Below are 18,093 nucleotides of genomic sequence, written 5' to 3' on the forward strand. Positions count from 1 at the left end.
TCATCGGCTGGGCCGGATGATCGTGAGGGTGGCTTGTCCGCGGCCGCTTTCGGGACGCACGGTGAGATCGATACGGAGCAGGCTGTCGTCGGCGGTCGGCGCGACACGCTGCTCGATCTGCCAGTTGCGCCCGGCGTTGGCGACCGACGAGACGTTGCTGCCGATCGTCGGCGGCGCCGGATCGGTCCACAATTCGACCGCGCGGTTCTGCGCGACGATGCCTGCCATCGTACGCTCGTCGAGGTCGCCCGCGCTGCGGACTGCAAAGGCATCGAGGCGCACGAGCGTCAGCGCGGCGATGCTGATGATGCTCAGGGCAACAAGCATTTCGAGCAGGGTGAAGCCGCACTCTGCGGTTTCGGATCGTTCATTCGCCACGGCTGACCTCCCCGGTCGCCGAGACACGCACAGCCTCGCGCGCGTCGCCGCCCGCCAGCACAATCGCCTGCGGCGTCGGGCTGGTGCCCACGCGATCGAAGAGGACGCGTGCCCCCCCCTGCCCGTTTGCGGCGACGAAGTGCACGCCAGACGGCCAGTTGCGCTGTTCGAAGGCTCGGCCCGGTAGCGGTTGCCATTCCCCCGCGATCCGCCGCTCGAACCCGTAACCCGACGGCGCGAAATTCACCGCCACGCTCCGCCCCTCAACCACCGCAACATCGCGCGCGGCGGCAAGGCGCGCGGCGAGCCGGTCGGCCTCGCTGCGCACGCTGCGCTCCTCGCCCGGGATGGTGAGCACGACCGCAGTCGCGGCGAGTCCGAGAATCGCCAGCACAACCATCAGTTCGACGAGGGTGAAGCCGTTCGGCCGCACGGGATCAGCTGTCGGCGCGGATGTCCGCATTTTCATCAGTCCCGCCGGGAGCCCCGTCGGCGCCCATTGACCACACGTCGAACGCCTTCCCGTTCGCACCGGGCGCTTGGTAGTGATAGGGGCGCCCCCACGGATCCTGTGGCAGCGTCTTGATATAGCCACCACGGCGATAGCGTTCGGGCTGGGCCAGCGCGGGAGGCGCGGTGACGAGTGCATTCAGCCCGTCGCCCGATGCAGGGTAGACCAGATTGTCGAGGCGATACTGTTCGAGCGCGGTTTCGAGCGTCGCGATGTCGGCCTTTGCCTTGGTTACCATCGCCTTGTCCTGACTCGGGAGGACGTTGATCATGACCACCGTCGCGAGCAGGCCGATGATGAAGATGACGACCATCAGTTCGGTCAGCGTGAAACCGCGCTCGTCCTTCTTGCGGCGCGTGGCGGCCGATGGGCGGGCGGGGTCGAGCATCAGGCGAAAGAAAAGCTTCATCAGCGACATTTTCAAAGTCCGGCTAGGTTCTGCAACTGGAGGATCGGCAGCAGGATGGCAAGGATGATGAGGGCGACGCACGACCCCATAACGACAATTATGACAGGTTCGAGAAGCGCCATCGAGGCGGCGGTAAAACGGTCGAACTCGCGCTCGAGATAGTCGGCAGCGCGTTCGAGCATCTGCTCGAGGCGCCCTGCGCTCTCGCCGCTCGCGGTCATGTAGACCAGCAGCGGCGGAAAGACTCCGGCATCGCGCAAGGCGGCCGACAGGCTGCCCCCCGCGCGCACCTGGTCGACGATCGCCGCGGTGGCGCCGGCAAGCGCCGCGTTGCGGATCGTCGGCACCGTCAGGCGCAGCCCCTCGACCAGTGGCAACCGGCTGGACACCATCGTCGACAGCGTACGCGCGAAACGCGCGGCGTAGAGATCGCGTAGCAGCCGCCCGAGCACGGGCAGGCGCAGCAGCCGCGCATCGACGCGCGCCTTGAATACTGGACGGCGCATCGCCGCGACCCAGCCGAAAATGCTCGCTGCGAGCAGCAAGGCGATCAGCCACCACCAGTTCGCCGCGAAGTTCGAGACGGCGATCACCGCGCGGGTCAGAAAGGGCAATTGCTGCCCGGTGTCGGTGAACTGCTCGACGACGCGCGGCACGACAAAGATCATCAGCGCCGCGACGACGCCGATCGCGACCACTGCCAGCACGATCGGATAGGCAAGCGCGGCGATCAGCTTGCCGCGCACCTCGGCCTGGCGCTCAAGCAGGTCGGCGAGCCGCGCGAGGATCACTGTCAGACTGCCCGTCGTCTCGCCGGCGGCGACCATCGCACGGTAGAGCGGCGGGAAACTGTGCGGTTGGCGGGCCATTGCATCGCCGAGGCGTCGCCCCTCGAGCAGGCCGGCATGGATGTCGCCGATCACCGCGCGCGCGCTTTCGGCCTCGCTCTGGCGCGTCAGCGTGCGCAGCGCTTCTTCGAGCGGCGCGACCTCCGCAAGTGTCGCGAGCTGGCGGGTGAAGAGCGCGAGGTCCTTGCTGCTCAATCGAGTCCGGCGAAAGGCGAGCAGCGAACGGCCCGCAGGCTTCGCCCCCGCCGCCTCGACCGCAACGATGTGGAACCTGCGGGCGACAAGGTCGGCCCACGCCGCATCGTCGTTGACGGCAGTCAGCCGTCCCTTGCGCTCGCGGCCCTGCGGATCGATCGCCACATAGCGATAATCAGGCATCGACATCCTCGCGCCGCGCGATGCGGATCGCTTCCTCGGCGGTGGTCAGCCCCTTTGCCACCATCGTCCGCGCCGCCGAGGCGAGCGTCGGCGATTTGAGGAAAGCGTGTTTTGCGATCATCGCCTCGTCGCCGCCATTGTAGATATAGCGACGCACGGTCTCGTCGACCTTGATCGCCTCGAATACTCCGACGCGGCCCTTGAAGCCGGTGCCGGTGCAATCGTTGCAGCCTTTGGCGCGCCAGACGACGGTGCCGATGTCGAGGCCGAGCATCGCGGCGATGCTGTTGTCGGCCTGGACCGGCTCGCGACACTGGTCGCAGAGCTTGCGGACGAGGCGCTGCGCGATCACCGCGCGCAGCGTCGATGCCAGAAGAAAAGGCTCGACTTTCAAATCCTTGAGTCGGGTGATCGCGCCCACCGCATCGTTGGTGTGCACCGTCGACAGCACGAGGTGACCGGTGAGCGACGCCTGCACCGCGATGTCGGCGGTTTCGCGGTCGCGGATTTCGCCGACCATCACGACGTCGGGGTCCTGACGCAGGATTGCGCGCAAACCGGCGGCAAAATCGAGCCCAACCTTGGCATTCACCTGCGTCTGGCCGATGCCGTCGACGGCATATTCGACCGGATCCTCGACGGTGAGGATATTGCGCTGGCCGTCGTTCAACTGCTTGAGCGCGGCGTAGAGCGACGTCGTCTTGCCCGAGCCGGTCGGACCGGTGACGAGGATGATCCCGTTGGGTTCGGCAAGCGCCTCGCGCAGGATCTGGTCCGCGGCGCCGGTCAGGCCGAGGATGTCGAAGTCGATCCCGGCGCTGTCCTTGTCGAGGATGCGCATCACGACGCGTTCGCCGGCGCGGCTCGGCAGCGTCGAGACGCGGACGTCGACCGCCTTGCCCGCGAGCGTCAGGCCGATGCGCCCGTCCTGCGGCACGCGGCGTTCGGCGATGTCGAGGCGCGCCATCACCTTGATGCGGCTGACGACAACGGGGGCGACGTGCGGCGGCATGCGCAGATGTTCGCGCAGCACGCCGTCGGTGCGCATGCGGACGACTAGCCCGCTTTCATAAGGTTCGATGTGGATGTCGCTGACGCCCTGCCGCACCGCTTCGGCGATGATCGCGTTGATCAGCCGGATCGCGGGTGCGTCGTCGGCGCTGTCGAGGAGGTCCTCGGCGCTGGGCAGGCTGAAATCCAGATCGCCGCCGTCGAGCGATCCCGCCATCGCCGCGGCCGACGCATCGACGGCATAATGGTCCGAGAGCAGCCGGTCGAAATCGGCACTATCGGCGGTAGTGACGGTGAGCGGCGCCGCGAGATAGCGCTTCACCTCGATCAGCACCGCGGGATCGCTGCCCCCGCGCAGCGTCGCCCGCCACACACCATCCTCCCCCGGCGCGATGACCACGCCGTGGGTGCGGGCAAAGCCGTAGGGGATATCGACCGGCGCCGGGGGAGCGGCGATCGGTTCGGGATCGGTCACGGAAACTCTCCGGGCGGGGGCGCGGGCGCCTCCGAAATCGAGGGGGGAACGTCGGTGGTCGAGATCGTCCCGCCCTCGCTGCGCAGCGCGGGGAGGTTGACCGGCCCGACGGTGATGTCGGTGGGCTGCGGCGGCGACGGCGGGGTCGCGCCCATATAGTCGCGGACGAGCGTGTCGATCGCGGGTTCATCGTCGGGGTTCCGGCGCAGCTGGGTGTCGCGGATATAGCCGTAGCGGCGCGCGGTCAGCGCGGCATTGTCCTCGCGGTTGCGCAGGATCGTCGGCCGGATGAAGACCATCAAATTGGTCTTGGCACGCGTCCGGCTGCGCGATTTGAACAGTTCGCCGAGCAAGGGAATGTCGCTGAGCAGCGGCACGCGCTGGAGCGTCCGCCGCTCATCGTCGTTGAGCAGTCCGCCGATCGCGAGAATCTCGCCGTCGTCGACGGTCAGCACGGTTTCGAAGGCCCGCTTGTTGAGGATGAGGTCGCTGTTGCGCGACGAGACGGGGCCCGCGACGCTCGACACTTCCTGACGGAGGAACAGCTTGACCTCGCCCGCGCCGTTGACCTGCGGCGTGACCTCGAGCTTGATGCCGACCTCCTCGCGCTGGACGGTGCGGAAGGCATTGTCGAAATTATCGCTGAGCGCCTCGCCCGTCGTGATCGGGACTTCCTGTCCGACGAGGAATTTCGCCGCCTGATTGTCGAGCGTCACGATATGCGGCGTCGCGAGCAGGTTCGACGTGGTGTCGGAGCGCACCGCGTTGATGATCGCGCCGAACACGGTGTTCTTGCCGATATCCCCGGCGAAGCCCGCGAAGCCGCCGGTCGCCGACAGGAGCGACGCCGCGGCGGCTTCCTGGAGGCTGTTGCCGAGCGAGCTTGTCGTCTGCGTCACCGTGGTGGTGCCGTTGACCGTCGTCGTCTGCTGCGACAGCTGGTTCGCGGCGATGGCGCCGCCGATCGTCAGAATGTTGGGCTGGGCATTGGTGTAGCTGGTCGCGACAAAGGGAATATTCTTGCCGCCGAGCAGGAACTGGACGCCCAGCTGTTTCGCGGCATCGTCGCCGATTTCGACCACGATCGCCTCGACCAGAACCTGTTCGCGGCGGCTGTCGAGCTGGCGGATCAGTTCGCCGAGCATCCGCTGCACTTCGCTGTTGGCGGCGACGATGATCGCGTTCGCGCCCTCGTAGCGGGTGACGATCGCGGGGCCGCGCGTCGCGATGCTGCCGCCCGCGCCGCCGACCGCGGCCGGGGCGGGCGCAGCAGCCGAGACAGGGGCCGCCGACGTGCTGCCGCCCGACGGGGTCGATGACGAGGAAGCCGGCGGCAAGCCGGCCTTTTGCGCGGGATCGCTGCCCCCGCCGACGAGTTGCTGGATCGTCGGCAACAGGGTTTCGGCATTGGCGTGCTGGAGCCAGTAGACGCGGAGTTCGGTGCCACCCGCCGCCTTGGCGTCGAGGTCGTTCGCCATCACGACGAAGCGCGCGACGAGCGCCTGGTCGCCGCGCAGCGCGATCGCGTTGCTGCTGTCGATCGGCACGATCGCGACGGGCGACTGCGCGCCCTCGCCCGCCGCAGGCACGAGCGCCTGGAGCGCGGCGGCGATTTCGCGCGCGCCGGCATTTTTGAGCGTGACGATCTGGCTGGTGGTCGTGTCGCGGTCGATGCTGCCCGCGAGCGCGCGGATGCGGCGGATATTGTCGGCGAAGTCGGCGACCACAAGGCTGTTGGCGTTGCGGTTCGCGGTCAGCGAACCCTGCGGACTGACCAGCGGGCGCAGCGTTTCGACCGCCGCGACCGCGTCGATGTGGCGCAGGCGGATAATCTCGGTCACGAACTGGTTCTGCGCCGCGCCGCTGCCGCCGATGCGGCCGGGCTGCGCCGCCGCGCCGTCGATCGGCTGGATGCGATAGGCGCCGTTCGGGCCGGGGACCGCGACGAGGCCGTTCGAGCGCAGCGTGGCGAGGAAAATCTCGAAATATTCGCTGCGCGACAGCGGCCGATCGGTGACCACCGACACCTTGCCATTGACGCGCCCGTCGATGACGAAGGTGCGCCCGGTGATCCGCGCCGCATCCTGGATGAAGGCGCGGATATCGGCGTCGCGGACGTTAAGCGTATATTGCGCGGACGCCGGGAGGGGCGCGGCCGAAACCAGTGCGGCGGCAAGCATCAGGGACAGTTTGAGACGCATAAACTCTACTTCGAGACAAATATGGCGATGGGAACGACGCTGGCGCCGCGTTCGACCTCGAGCGAGAGGCGCGCGCCGGGAGTCAGCTGACCCGCGAGCGCGGCGGCGTCGCCCGCCGAGCCGATCGGCCGGCCGTTGACGCCGCGGATCACGTCGCCGGGGCGCAGGCCCGCGGCGCGGAAGGCCGCCCCGTCGCCCTGCGACTGGACGGTGACGCCGGTAACGCGCCCGTCCTCGGTACGCGGCGCGAAGCCGACGCCCGCCTTGAGCGCGGCGGGCGAAAGTTCGCCGCCGGTCGCCGGGGCAGCCCCCACTTCGGGGGTCGGCGCGGGCAACGGGGTCGCGGGCGCGGCGACCGCGGCCTCGCCGCTCTGGTCGAGGAACAGGCTTTCGCGCGCACCGCCGCGATCGAGCAGCACATGGTCGAAGGCGACGCCGGCAAGCTTGACCCCCGGCGCGATCTCGTCGCCGACGGCATAGCTCGACTGCACCCCGTCCTCGCCAGCGATGATCGCCGAACCGCCGCCGGTCGCCTCGTTGAGGTTGATGCCGTAGAGCGTCAGGCCGAGCGCGGTGACGGTGGCGTTCGCGGCGCCCTGTCCCCCGGTACGGAAAAAAGGGTCGAAGCTGGCGAAGAGCGCGCGGCGTTCGGCGGGCGAGGCGATCACCGCCGCCTGCGGTTGCCACGCGCCGAGCGGCGACAGCGGCACGATCAGCGCCCAGACGAGGCGCACCGCCTGCCAGACGAGAAGGAAGCCGAGCAGTCCGGCAAGGAGGAGCGGCGCGAGCGCGCGCGGCGATTTGCGGCGCGGGCGCAGCCATGCCGGCAGCGCACGCGGCAACCGAACGGCCGATCCGGACATCAGCGTCGCCATGAAATCTGCCCAAACCCCCGACTGAAATTGCGTCTCGCGAATCGCCTAGGCGCGATCGGTGACAATCAGTTGACGGGAAGATTACAGTTTTTTGTCAGAGGGGCGAGTCCGGGGTGCGGCGGCTCGCCGCATGGGGCCTTCGCGTGCCCAGGCCACGGGGGGAGCGGCAACCCGCGGGGCCGACGGAGGGGCATGGACGCAGCGTCGACGCCCCTCCACCACGCCCTTCGGGCGTGGTCCCCCTCCCCGCCGCCTTGCGGCAGGGAGGATTTTTCATCAGAATTTCAGCGACGCGCTCAGCGAAAAACTGCGACCGAGCTTGTAACGGTTGAAGAAGATGCGGTTGTCGCCCGATTCCTGCACTTCCTTGTAGGTGCGCCCGGTCAGGTTGCGCGCCTCGAACTTGAGCTCGATTTCCTTCTTGAACAGCGTCAGCCCCTGGCGCGCGACGAAGTCGAGCTGGATTCCGGGCTTTTCCATCAGGTCGGGCTGCCCCGACGGACCACGGCTGGTGACGCGCGGGCTGGCATAGGTCAGGAGCAGCGTCTGCTGCGACAATTTGTCCTGATCCTCGAGTCCGATCTGGACGTTGACCAGATGGTCCGACTGGCCGGTGAGCGGCGTGCCGTCGGTGAAGAAGTTCGCGGCATCCTGGACGATGCCGTTGATCACCGTCGTGTCGCCGTCGCCGACCGAAATGTCGGACCGGGTCCAGGTATAGTTTCCGATCAGCACGAGGCGGCGGCTCTGCCAGAAGGGCGCATCCGACAGCGTGTCGAGCGGAACATATTTCTGCAGCTCGAACTCGGCGCCGTAGAGCTTCGCCTTGGGCGCGTTGGCATAGCTGGTGTTCACCGACGAATCCGAGATCGAGGTATAGGCCTCGATCGGCTTGTCGATCGATTTGTAGAAGCCCGCGACGGTGAAGCGCTGGTCGCGTCCGAAATACCATTCGTAACGCGCTTCGGCATTCCACAATTCGCTGTCGGTCAGCGACGGGTTGCCGCGGAACAGGCGGTTCGATTCGGGGTCCTGGTACACCTGCGCCACGAGTTCGCGGAACTGCGGGCGCGCGATCGTCTTCGACCCGCTGAGCCGCAGCTGCATGTCGGGCGCGACTTCCCAGGTCAGCGTCACCGCGGGCAGCCAATAGTCGTTGGCAAGGTTGGTCGGGACGATCGACGACGCGCCCGAATTGAACAGGTCGATCGGCGACACCGCCTGGCGGGCGTCCTCGTAACGCACGCCCGCGTTGATGTTGACCCCCGGGGTCAGTTCGGCCTGGAGCTGAGCATAACCCGCGTGCGTGCGGAGCTTGGCGTCGAAGGCCGCCGTCCCGTCCTGCGCCGAGGTTTCGAGCAGCGTGATGTCGTAGAGCTGGATCGTCGCGTCGGAGAGCAGATAGTCGGGGCGCAATTGCTGCACCGCGACCGGCAGGTTCGACGCGCGGAACTGGAAGGCGCGGCGTTCGGACACGCGGTGCGTGTCGCTGTAGGCGTAGCCGACCGTCGCGCTGATTTGCGGCGCGATTTCGTACGACAGGTCGACACCGCCCGACCACAGATCCTCATTCAGGTCCGAAAAGGCGATCGTCGCGTCGCCGCGGTTGCCGCCAAGATCGTTGACGAACTTGTCGCCGACCGGGTCCTGCGCGGTGGGCAGGTTGGTGCGGACATAGGTGAAGCTGCGTTCGTATGGCGCTTCGCGCTGCGAATTGGCGTAGCCGCCGCGCAGGTCGAGCTTGAACCGGTCGAAATGGAATTCGCCGACGAACTGGGTGTTGATCAGCTGGCGTTCGTACCAGGCGGTGTCCTGCTTCATGATGTCGCGGCCGACCTGGTTCGCGTCGGTGCCGAGCGCGAGCCGCGCCTGCTTGAGCGTGTCGCGGATATAAAGGTTGGTCCAGCGCAGCTTGTGCTCGCCGAGTTCGAGCCCGAAGCCGAGCAGGCCGTTGACGACGACGCGGTTGTCGGTGACGACGCGGTTGTAGCTCGTCTGCGGATCGCCCGACAGGTCGGCCTCGACCGAGGTCTGTTGCAGCGTGTCGCGCGTGCGCCACTTGTTGCTGATCCCGGCGGTCGCGATGATGCCGAGTTCGCCGTCGGACATCGGGATCGTCAGCCCGCCGGTGAGCCCCGCCGACCAGTTGACCGGGATATGGTTGTTCTGCTGGAGCAGCGCGGTCGGCGCGTTGACGAGCTGCATCGCCATCGCCTGCAGGTCCTGGCGGCTGAAATCGGCGCCGTCGATGATCGGCTTGCCGCTGGCGAAGGCCGATTTGAGCAGGTCGGGCACGTCGCGCGTGCCGTCGTCGAAACCGGTCCAGTCGGCGTCGCCGCCATAATAGGTGTAGCCGAGCTCGTTCGTCGTCTCGCTGTCCCAGCCGATGCCGCCCGAGACGGTCAGGAAATTCTCGCGCGGGGTCGATTTGGTGGTGAGGTTGATCACCCCGCCGCCGAATTCGCCGGGGAAGTTCGCCGAATAGCTTTTCTGGACGAGCGTCGAATCGATCACGTTCGACGGAAAGATGTCGAGCGGGACGACGCGCTTGAGCGGTTCGGGGCTGGGCAGCGGCGACCCGTTGAGCAGCGCGAGCGAATAGCGGTCGCCGAGCCCGCGGACATAGACGAAACCGCCGCCGACCACCGACAGGCCGGTGACGCGCTGGAGCGAGCCCGAGATGTCGCCCTCGCCGGTGCGCGCGATATCGGCCGAGGACAGCACCGAGACGACCTCGGGCGTCGCGCGGACGACATTGGGGGTGTAGCGGCCGGTGACGACGATCTCCTGGTTCGCGCCGCCGGGGATCGAGACGTCGGCCTCGTCCTCCGCCGGCGTCGCCGCGTCGGCGGCCGGCGGCGTTTCGGCGGCCGCCCCCGCGGGCGCGGCGTCCTGTGCCAGTGCGGCGGGCGAGACCATCGCCGATGAGAGGAGCAGCATGCTGGCGAAAAGCGACCTGTTGGTCATGGCCGTAAAAACCCCTGTTATTCGATGATAAGCGGAGCGGGACGCACCCTCGTGGCGCGCCCCGCTCCTGTTCGGGCGCGAAGGCGCGTCAGACCGGGATCGCGTTGCAGGCGCCGCTCGACGAACCGAAGCTCGCGGTCGCGCTGTTGCAGGTCCAGCCCTGGAAGCGGGTGTCGCTCGCGTCGCGGACCGCGCCGATATAGGTCGGGACCGCGAAGAAGCTGCTGATGCTCGTCGGGTTGAACACCGCGCGGCCGGTCTCGCTCGCACCGTTGACATAGACGCCCGTCAGCGACGGCGTGAAGGTCGAGCTGTTGTTGGTGCCGGCGTTGAAGATCGCCGCGACCGCGTCGTTGGTCACGCCGCCCGAGCCGGTGAAGGGCCCCGTGCCGCCGCACTGCATCACGACCGAGTCGAACTTCGGCGGCCCCGCCTCGTCGGCGCCCGTGGTCTGCACCGTCGTCGCCGAGTTGAGGCGGAGGCACGACACGCCCGGCGAGACGAAGATGCCGTTCATCAGGCGATAGTCGGCGCCGCCGCGGATCAGCACCGCCGCGGCATTGCCCGCGCCGTTGGCGCGCTGGACGAAGGTGAAGTTCGAGATCGCGACATTCTGGCGCGGAACCGCGTCCTCGTTGCCGTTCGAATCGGCCTCGATGATCGAATCGCCGACGCCGCCGCCGGCGCGCTGGACCGCGAGCAGATACTGGATGTTGCCCTTGTAGCCGACGTCGGTGTCGAGGCTGTCATCCTCGGCGCCGGTGATCGCGATGTTGCGCATGTTGACGCGGCCGCCGAACACTTCGATGCCGTCGTCCGAGCTGTTGTGGACGTGGATATTCTCGATCGTGGTGCCCGAACCGGTGCCCGACGGGGTCAGCCCCTGCAGTTCCTTGTCGGCGCTGAGGACAAAGCCCGAATAGCGGATCTGGACGTAGGACATGCGGCCCGAATTGTCGGCCGGCTGCGCGCCGCCGTAGAGCGCGTTCGACGTGCCCTCGGTATCGCGTTCGCACGCCACGGTGCCCGGCGTCGCGGCGGGCGCGAGGCAGTCGGTGACCGGCGCGCGGCCGAGCAGGACGACCCCGCCCCACATCTGCGACGCATTGTCGTCGGGGGTGGCGACGACGTTGCCGCGACCGGTGAAGACGATCGGCTGGGTCGGGGTGCCGACCGCGTCGATGCGGTTACCGCGGTTGACGACGAGGTAGGAGACGCCCGTCGCGCCGAAGATGGTAACGCCCGGATCGATCGTCAGCGTGACGTCGGTGTTGGTGCTCGCCGCACCCTGGTCGGTGCCGACGTCGACGCGGCCGGGAAGCGAGTAGATGACACCCGCGACCTTGGGGATCGCGGTCGAGGCCGTGAAGCGCGCGGGGAAGCCACAATTGCGCCACGTGCCCTGCGGGCCGCTGATCGTGCCAAGATCAGTGAGCTGGACCGCGCCGGTGATCGACGGGCAGTTGGCGGCGGGGGTGACGCCGGTCGGGGTCGGCGTGGGGGTCGGCGTGGGGGTCGGGGTCGGGGTCGGCGTCGGAATCACGATGACGCCCTCGCCCGGCGAGGCGACGCCATCGGCACCGCACGCCGCGAGAATGGAACAGGCCACGCCGCTGAGCATGACCAAACGAACGCGCGCGAAAGCCGCCATGAAATTCTCCGTTGTCCGCTGTGCGCCCCCAAAAGGTCGAGCGGCGCCCCTGCTGAAAATCACCGGCGGGTGCGAAGGAGGAATCCCTCCACACCCCCGATGCCGCCGCCACTAGGGTGATTCGGTGACGGTCTGACGCCAGAGCGATGACAGTGCGGTGACGGTTTGGAGTCGTTTCGGTGACAGGCGCCGCGGCGCGCGCGGCCGCGACTTCGCGTCGGGAAAAATAAATGCGCCACAGCCCGCTTGCATCACCCGGAAAGCTTTGCTAGGCGCCCGCTCCTACCTGGTGCCGGCCCGTCCGGACCATCATGATGTGCGGTCGTGGCGGAACTGGTAGACGCGCAACGTTGAGGTCGTTGTGGCCGAAAGGCCGTGGAAGTTCGAGTCTTCTCGACCGCACCATCATCGCCAGAATATGGCGTCTTTTCAGAAAATTGGACAGATATCTCTTCCCCTTGAGGGGAGCATTGTTCGCGCGCGCAAGCCGCCCTCCGCCGATGCACGGGGAGGCCGTACCGACCCGGTTCGCAGGCGCAGCCTGGAAAAGCCGCCGCACGGACCGCGGGCGGACGCGTCCGCCTGCGGCCTCATGCGGCGGGAAGCGGGGACGACGTCCCCATTCGGTCCGCTACCTTCAGGGTATCGGGGTTCGGCTCGCAATGGCGGCTTCGATCAGCCCCTGCATCTCCTGTTCGAGCTCGACCCCCTTGCGGTCGCCGCCGCTCGATATCTCGGTTGCGATGAGACCGTAATAGCCGGTGTCGCGGTCGATCCATCCGACCCAGCCATACGCCCCCGGCGACGAATTGACCTTTGACGTCGCGCAAGCCGCAACCGTGTCGCATTCGACGAACGATCCCAGCGCATATTCCCAACCCGTCGCGCCCGACGGAACGAAGATGCGCGGCAGCCCCGCCGTCCGTTGCTGGGTGAAGCCCGCCATGTCGGTGACGAAGGCCCCGCCGAGCAGCGCGCGCAACAGTTTCGCATAGTCGCGCGGCGTCGAATAGGCGCCCCCCGCGACCCATGGATTGGTCGGCGCGCTGCCCGCGGGATCGTACCAGGTCGTGCTGGCCATTCCGAGCGGGGTCGTCACATGCTGGGCGAACAGTTCGTGGAACGTGCGCTCGCGAGCGGGCGATGTTCCCGGCTGGATGCTGCTGTCCTTCGCCTCCAGATAGGCGCCCGCAACCTGCATCGCATGCGGCCCATAGCTGTATTGCGCGCCGGGCGCATTGCCGGGACGCAGGATGTCGTAGCGCAGGTCGTGAATATTCTTGGCGCAATTATAGAGGACCAGTGCCGGCGTCAGCTGGCAGCCGCCGACGAGCGGGCTTCCGTTGAACCCCGAGGTCATCGACAGCGCATGCTTGAGCTTGACGTCCTTCTTTGTCCCGCTCGTCGTCCAGAAGGCCAGCGATGGCCGCATCGGATCGTCGAGCGTCACGATGCCGGCCTGCACCATCCGCATCGCCAGCACTCCGGCGAACCATTTGGACGCCGAGGCAAGCGGGGTGACACGGTCGATCCCGAAACTGCCCTTTTCATATGCGAACAAATAGTCGGGGTCTGTCGCGTTGCCGACGATGAAATAGCCGTTGGCGACCTCGCTGTCGGCGTCGATCGCGGCCTGAAGTGCCGTCCAGTCATAGGTATAGCCGCCGGCGGTGGTCGTCAGGCCGGTCAAGGCCGACGGAACCACGGCCGGCGACGCGGTCCTGGACGAAGGCACCGCCAGCGGGGGTAGCTGTACCATCGGAGGCGCGTCGCCGCCGTCCGGACCCGCCATGCGCGTTTGCGCGGCGAACGCCCCTGCCCCGACCACCGCGACACCGGCCGCGAGCCACGCCAATATCTTTCGTTCAGCCATCTCTGCTCTCCCGTCTTCGTTGCACCGTTTCGAAAAGGAGGGGCCGCGCCGCGCGGCCGGCGGGTCAGAAGGACATGCGTCCTTCGACGCCGATCACGCGCGGCTGGCTGTAGCGATTGATCGTCGGCGCCTGTGCGACATAATAAATCTTGTCGAACAGGTTGTTGGCGAAGACGCTGATGCCGACCTTGCCGAACTCGACCCCGACGCGAAGATTGACGAGAACATAGTCGTCGAGGTCGACCGAGGTCGCGGTCAGTTCCTGTTTGCCGCCCCATTGCCCGCTCACGAGAATATTGCTCGTCAGCGTCACCTCGTTCGCGACCGGATAGCGAAGATTGAGATTGGCCGACGCGAGCCAGTCGGGAACCTGCGCGAGGTCGAGCCCGTCGTAGCGACCGCTCCGGACCTGGCCGCCCTGCCGCGATCCGCTGAACGCGAGCCGTCCACTGCCGGGTCCGAGATCGAAGCCCTGGCTATATTCGGCCTCGATCCCCCAGCTTTTCGCATCGCCGGCATTGGTCAGGTAGCTGACCGCCGCGACCGGGCAGGTCGGGTTGGTCAGCGCGCAGCCGTCGTCGACCTGCGCGATCAGATCCTCGAGATCGGTATAATAGCCCGCGATCGCGAAATAGCCGCGGCGCATCGGGCTGCCCTTGATGCCAAGCTCGTACGACGTGCTGTTCTCGTTGCCGAAGAGCACCTCGACCGGGTTCGGCGCGCGCGGATCGGAAAGGCGCGTGTTAAAGCCGCCGGCGCGATAGCTGCTGCCGACCTTGGCATAGGCGAGGATGCCCGAAGCGAGCTTGTACGACAGCGTCGCATTGTAGGAGAGATTGTCGGCAGTGATGCTGTCGTCGATGATCCGCGACGGTCCGCCGGTCGGCAGCCCCGTTCCCAGATCATAAAGGCGCGCGGTGATGCTGCGGCTGTCGTGCGTGTAGCGCAACTCGCCGGTCAGGTTGAGGCTGTCGCTGATATCGAAACCGAGCGAGCCGTACGCGGCATAGCTTTCGAAATGGAGCCGCGCGGGGGCGATGTTGCCGGGCGAGGGATTGGCGGGGGTCGGGGTGCGCGTCGTCGTGACCGAAAAATCGCTGTCGAGCAGGAGCATGTCGGCGCCGACGAGCCAGGTCAGCCGGTCAGACCTGCCGGCGACATGGATGTCCTGCGAGAAATTGTCGGTGGTGTCGACGACATAGGAGGCGCTGTTCGGATCGATCGGGGTCAGAGCGCCGACCTGGCCCGCGGCGCGCGCGCGCGCCAGTTCGGCCGGACTGACCGCGTCATTGTCGAGATCATATTCGCTGTGCCGCCTGCGGTACGAGGTTGTCGAGCTGAGGTCGGCACCGCCGAGGTCGACGCGCACGATCGCCTGCAACCCGTCGATGTCCTGCGACGCGCGCGGCGCGGTGTTCCACGGATAGTTGAAGCGGTCCTGGACATAGCCGCCCGGGAAGCCCGGCGTGCCGGCGGGAATGAAGATCTGGTAATGGATCGCGGGCGTGGTCAGCCGCTGCGTTTCGGCCATGACGATCGCATCGACCGGCCCGCGCTTCACGCGGATCTGGCCGCGCAGGCCGTGCCCCTTTTGCCGATCGAAATAGACGTCGTTGTCGGGGTTGTAGAAGAAGCCCTTGTCCTGTTCGACCAGATCGCCGCTGAGCCGCATCGCGATCCCGTCACCGAGCGGGACGTTGACCGCACCCTGCAATTGCAGCGCGTCGGTTTCGAACGCGTAGCGCGCGCTGCCCCAGCCCGAGAGGTCGAATTCGGGTTCGGCCGAGATGATGTTGATCGCCCCGCCGACCGCGTTCCGGCCATAGAGCGCGCCCTGCGTACCGCGCAGCACCTCGACGCGGCCGATGTCGAGCAGGTCGAGGCGGGTGAAGTTGCGCCCGCCGACCGGGCCGCCCGCGATATAGGCGCCGCCCCGATAGAGGCCGACGCTCGGATCGCCGTTGGTCGCACGCGCGGTCGAGGACGCGCGGATCGAGATTTCGGACGTGATCGAGGAACTGAGGTTGTTGAAGCGGACGCTCGGCTGGTCGGCGAGCAGTTCGCCGCTGCCCGTCGCGCCGCCGCGATCGGCGAGCGCCGCCCCGTCGATCACCGACGCCGCGGTCGGAATATCGGCGAGCCGCTCTTCGCGGCGCCGGGCGGTGACGACGATCGCGCCGTCGTCGCCGGTGTCGCCGGTGTCGGCGACGACCGTGTCGGCCGACGATTCGGAGCGAGGTGCGTCGGCCGCCGCCTCCTGCGCGAAGGCCGAAGCCGCCGTCGCGGACCAGACCGCAACCGTGCAGAACAGAAGATGCGCCTTGCGCTCCATGAATCCCTCCCAGATGTATTGTGCTATTATTATCGATAATTTTGTGCATCAAGCGACGCGAGTCAAGCCGGAAAGCGCCGGAGACGCCTTTCAGCGATCAGCGGTGAGCAGGAACCGCGTGGAGAAGGAGGTCACGAAAGCCGCGCGCCGTAGCGGCGAGCGGCTCGGCCGCGACGGTCGAAAAATCGTCGGTTGCGGCATGGTGGTGACGATGCGCGCCGAAAATCCCGGCATGGCGCGGATAGCCGGCCCTGACGATCTCGGTGAGCTCGCCCGCCGTTCCCTCGCCCGAGGGATACGCCATTTCGATTCCCGGCTGCCCCCTGAAAATCTCCCGCGCGCGCGCGACGAGATCGGGTGAGAGCATGAGGAAACGATTGGAATCGGCGCTCGGCAGCGGCAGCAATTGCCCTGGAATCTCGTGCCAGTCGCGCGTCGCGGCATTGGCCCCGAGATGCAGCCAGAAATCGGTCTCGGCCGGCGGAGGACCGAACGCCTCGACGAGATGCGACGCGCCGAGATTTTCATATTCGTGCCCGCTGTTGGACACGAACAGCAGGCTGTGCCGCCGAAAGGCGCGCGACATCCAGCCGGCGAGCGCGAGCCAGATCGCAATCCCGGGCCCCCGTTCGCCGGCGCAGTCGGTCCACCCCGATCGCGGGGTCGACACGACGATCCATCGCTGCCCCGGACGCAGAATCCGCCCGATCACATTTTCCGCCGGGCGCGTACCGCCCTCGCCCGCCAGAATGAGGCGCGCCTCGCGGCCGTGGCGGGCGGCCTCGACGACCGGCGCCGCAAGGCGCGGCGCGAGCAGCGCGAGCGGCCGCGCCGATGCCGGGCGATCGGCGGGAACGTTCAGCAGCAGCGCTTCGCCGGTCGGGCCCATCGTCACGAGAATGACGGCCGCCGCCCCCCGCTCGATCGCGTCGGCCAGCGCGGCCCGCACCGTGCGGTCGAGGAGGCTGGACCAGCGCCGGTGCGGCAGGCGAACGAGCGCGATGGCGCCATCGAGACGCCCCGGAAGCTCGGCAAGCCGGAGCGGCGCGGCCAGTCCGCCCAGCGCGGTCGGCACGGCGAGCGGCTGCGCGACCAGCTCGACGCGGAGATCGCCGATCCGGAGATGGCAGGCGCTGGCGTCGAACCAGGGCGCCTCGAAACGCTGGCGCTCGACCGCGAAGCCGGCCCGCTCGAGGCGCTTCGCCGTCCAGTCGGCGGTCCAGCGGTCGCCGGGCCCGCCCGAGCGCTTGTTCCCGGCACCGGCATAGGCTTTGACATCGGCAAGGAGGCGTTCGGGTTCGAACATCGCCATGTCCGCGGACCGGGCGGCGGCGGGCACCGCCGCGCCAGCCTGAAGCGCGAGCGGCGCCGCGAGCCCCGCCTTCAGCAGGCTGCGCCGGCCGGTCGGGCCGCGCGTCATGTCGCCTTGGCGCGGCGGCGCCCGGGCTTCGGCCTGACCCGCCGCGCCTTGTAGTCGGCCAGCGCCTCGGCGAAATTCTGCTGCGAGGTCGCGATCAGATCGCGCGCGACGCGGTCGGCGTCGTCGGGTTCGCGCGCCACGATATGGCGGCAGAGCTGTTCGTAGAGCACCGCCGAACGGCGCCCGACCTCGCCCTCGCCATGCGCGGCGACGAATTCGTCGGTATAGACATTATGCTGCCAGCGGGCGAGCAGCGCGAGCCGGTCGAGCAGCTCGAGCGCCAGCGGTGCGTTCGACCGTTTGGCGATGAAGCGCCCGATGCGGTTCGAAACGCGGAGATGCTCGGCCGAATTGGTCGTCCGTTCGGTCACATCCTTATATTCGACGAGCCGGTGCATCAGTTCGCGCCCGTCGCGATCGCTCATCGCGGTGCAGGCGAGCCGGCAGACGACCCCGAACAGCGCCTTCCACAATTCGTAGATCTCGTCGGCCCCGTGATCGTCGACGTCGATCGCAAAGGCGCCGCGCCAGGGCACGACCTTGATCAGGCCGAGGCTCGCGACATGGCGGAACGCCTCGCGGACCGGGGCATGGCTCACCCCGAAGCGCGCGGCGATCTCGCGTTCGCGCAGCCACGACCCCGGCGGGATCCGCCACGCGACGATATCGTCGATCAGCAGCCGCGCGATCACGCGGTCCTGCGTCGGCGCATTGTCCTCGTCGCTCGTCATCGCCGCCATATGCCTTGCCTGCTCCCCATCCGG

13 protein-coding genes and 1 tRNA gene are annotated in these 18,093 nt (G+C 67.8%); 1 reads left to right on the forward strand and 13 read right to left on the reverse strand.

Annotated features, from left to right (window positions below):
• From gspI to EAO27_RS12840, 9 genes are all read right to left on the reverse strand, one after another.
• Entirely contained in the window at positions 1 to 378 is a 378-nt protein-coding gene (gspI, locus tag EAO27_RS12800) for a type II secretion system minor pseudopilin GspI (RefSeq protein WP_278190093.1), read from the reverse strand.
• Complete coding sequence (locus EAO27_RS12805; RefSeq protein ID WP_242770301.1) at positions 368 to 841, reverse strand: GspH/FimT family pseudopilin; 474 nt, start codon at positions 839 to 841, stop codon at positions 368 to 370. The genes gspI and EAO27_RS12805 overlap by 11 nt, the downstream gene beginning before the upstream one ends.
• Positions 816 to 1,307 carry a type II secretion system major pseudopilin GspG gene (gene gspG, locus EAO27_RS12810; protein WP_278190094.1) on the reverse strand — a complete coding sequence of 164 codons (492 nt, stop codon included), beginning with the start codon at positions 1,305 to 1,307 and terminating at the stop codon, positions 816 to 818. Before gspG ends, EAO27_RS12805 begins: the two co-directional genes overlap by 26 nt.
• Positions 1,308 to 1,309: 2 nt before the next feature.
• Complete coding sequence (gene gspF / locus EAO27_RS12815) at positions 1,310 to 2,524, reverse strand: type II secretion system inner membrane protein GspF (RefSeq protein ID WP_242770305.1); 1,215 nt, start codon at positions 2,522 to 2,524, stop codon at positions 1,310 to 1,312.
• Positions 2,517 to 4,010, reverse strand: a complete 1,494-nt coding sequence (locus tag EAO27_RS12820; RefSeq protein WP_242770307.1) for an ATPase, T2SS/T4P/T4SS family — start codon at positions 4,008 to 4,010, stop codon at positions 2,517 to 2,519. Before EAO27_RS12820 ends, gspF begins: the two co-directional genes overlap by 8 nt.
• On the reverse strand, positions 4,007 to 6,211 hold the full coding sequence (gene gspD, locus EAO27_RS12825) for a type II secretion system secretin GspD (RefSeq protein ID WP_242770310.1): 2,205 nt from the start codon (positions 6,209 to 6,211) through the stop codon (positions 4,007 to 4,009). Before gspD ends, EAO27_RS12820 begins: the two co-directional genes overlap by 4 nt.
• 5 nt (positions 6,212 to 6,216) lie before the next feature.
• A complete protein-coding gene (locus EAO27_RS12830; RefSeq protein ID WP_242770312.1) occupies positions 6,217 to 7,074 on the reverse strand; it encodes a type II secretion system protein N in 858 nt (285 codons plus the stop codon).
• A gap of 288 nt (positions 7,075 to 7,362) precedes the next feature.
• A complete protein-coding gene (locus EAO27_RS12835; RefSeq protein WP_242770314.1) occupies positions 7,363 to 10,053 on the reverse strand; it encodes a TonB-dependent receptor in 2,691 nt (896 codons plus the stop codon).
• Positions 10,054 to 10,141: 88 nt separating this feature from the next.
• Positions 10,142 to 11,704: a hypothetical protein gene (locus tag EAO27_RS12840; protein WP_242770317.1), complete on the reverse strand. Its 1,563-nt coding sequence runs from the start codon at positions 11,702 to 11,704 to the stop codon at positions 10,142 to 10,144.
• 318 nt (positions 11,705 to 12,022) lie between these two features.
• On the opposite strand from EAO27_RS12840, the gene EAO27_RS12845 reads away from it, so the two are divergent.
• Positions 12,023 to 12,109: transfer RNA gene (locus EAO27_RS12845), tRNA-Leu, on the forward strand.
• A gap of 232 nt (positions 12,110 to 12,341) precedes the next feature.
• On the opposite strand, the gene EAO27_RS12850 is transcribed toward EAO27_RS12845, so the two are convergent.
• From EAO27_RS12850 to EAO27_RS12865, 4 genes are all read right to left on the reverse strand, one after another.
• The gene (locus tag EAO27_RS12850) at positions 12,342 to 13,577 is read right to left on the reverse strand and encodes a serine hydrolase domain-containing protein (RefSeq protein WP_242770320.1); all 1,236 of its coding nucleotides are present in this window, start codon (positions 13,575 to 13,577) and stop codon (positions 12,342 to 12,344) included.
• A gap of 64 nt (positions 13,578 to 13,641) precedes the next feature.
• Positions 13,642 to 15,909, reverse strand: coding sequence for a TonB-dependent receptor (locus EAO27_RS12855; protein ID WP_242770321.1), 2,268 nt, complete (start codon positions 15,907 to 15,909; stop codon positions 13,642 to 13,644).
• Positions 15,910 to 16,006: 97 nt separating this feature from the next.
• Positions 16,007 to 17,329 carry a hypothetical protein gene (locus EAO27_RS12860; protein ID WP_242770323.1) on the reverse strand — a complete coding sequence of 441 codons (1,323 nt, stop codon included), beginning with the start codon at positions 17,327 to 17,329 and terminating at the stop codon, positions 16,007 to 16,009.
• Complete coding sequence (locus EAO27_RS12865) at positions 17,326 to 18,069, reverse strand: GntR family transcriptional regulator (protein ID WP_242770325.1); 744 nt, start codon at positions 18,067 to 18,069, stop codon at positions 17,326 to 17,328. The genes EAO27_RS12860 and EAO27_RS12865 overlap by 4 nt, the downstream gene beginning before the upstream one ends.
• Between the last annotated feature and the right edge of the window lie 24 nt (positions 18,070 to 18,093).

This window comes from Sphingopyxis sp. YF1 (assembly GCF_022701295.1).
Lineage (GTDB): Bacteria > Pseudomonadota > Alphaproteobacteria > Sphingomonadales > Sphingomonadaceae > Sphingopyxis.

Coding starts and splice junctions, on each gene's coding strand:
- EAO27_RS12865 (WP_242770325.1), bottom strand. CDS start 18,069: ATGGCGGCGATGACGAGCGACGAGGACAATGCGCCGACGCAGGACCGC.
- EAO27_RS12830 (WP_242770312.1), bottom strand. CDS start 7,074: ATGTCCGGATCGGCCGTTCGGTTGCCGCGTGCGCTGCCGGCATGGCTG.
- EAO27_RS12860 (WP_242770323.1), bottom strand. CDS start 17,329: ATGACGCGCGGCCCGACCGGCCGGCGCAGCCTGCTGAAGGCGGGGCTC.
- EAO27_RS12835 (WP_242770314.1), bottom strand. CDS start 10,053: ATGACCAACAGGTCGCTTTTCGCCAGCATGCTGCTCCTCTCATCGGCG.
- gspD (WP_242770310.1), bottom strand. CDS start 6,211: ATGCGTCTCAAACTGTCCCTGATGCTTGCCGCCGCACTGGTTTCGGCC.
- EAO27_RS12840 (WP_242770317.1), bottom strand. CDS start 11,704: ATGGCGGCTTTCGCGCGCGTTCGTTTGGTCATGCTCAGCGGCGTGGCC.
- EAO27_RS12855 (WP_242770321.1), bottom strand. CDS start 15,909: ATGGAGCGCAAGGCGCATCTTCTGTTCTGCACGGTTGCGGTCTGGTCC.
- EAO27_RS12805 (WP_242770301.1), bottom strand. CDS start 841: ATGCGGACATCCGCGCCGACAGCTGATCCCGTGCGGCCGAACGGCTTC.
- gspG (WP_278190094.1), bottom strand. CDS start 1,307: ATGTCGCTGATGAAGCTTTTCTTTCGCCTGATGCTCGACCCCGCCCGC.
- gspF (WP_242770305.1), bottom strand. CDS start 2,524: ATGCCTGATTATCGCTATGTGGCGATCGATCCGCAGGGCCGCGAGCGC.
- EAO27_RS12850 (WP_242770320.1), bottom strand. CDS start 13,577: ATGGCTGAACGAAAGATATTGGCGTGGCTCGCGGCCGGTGTCGCGGTG.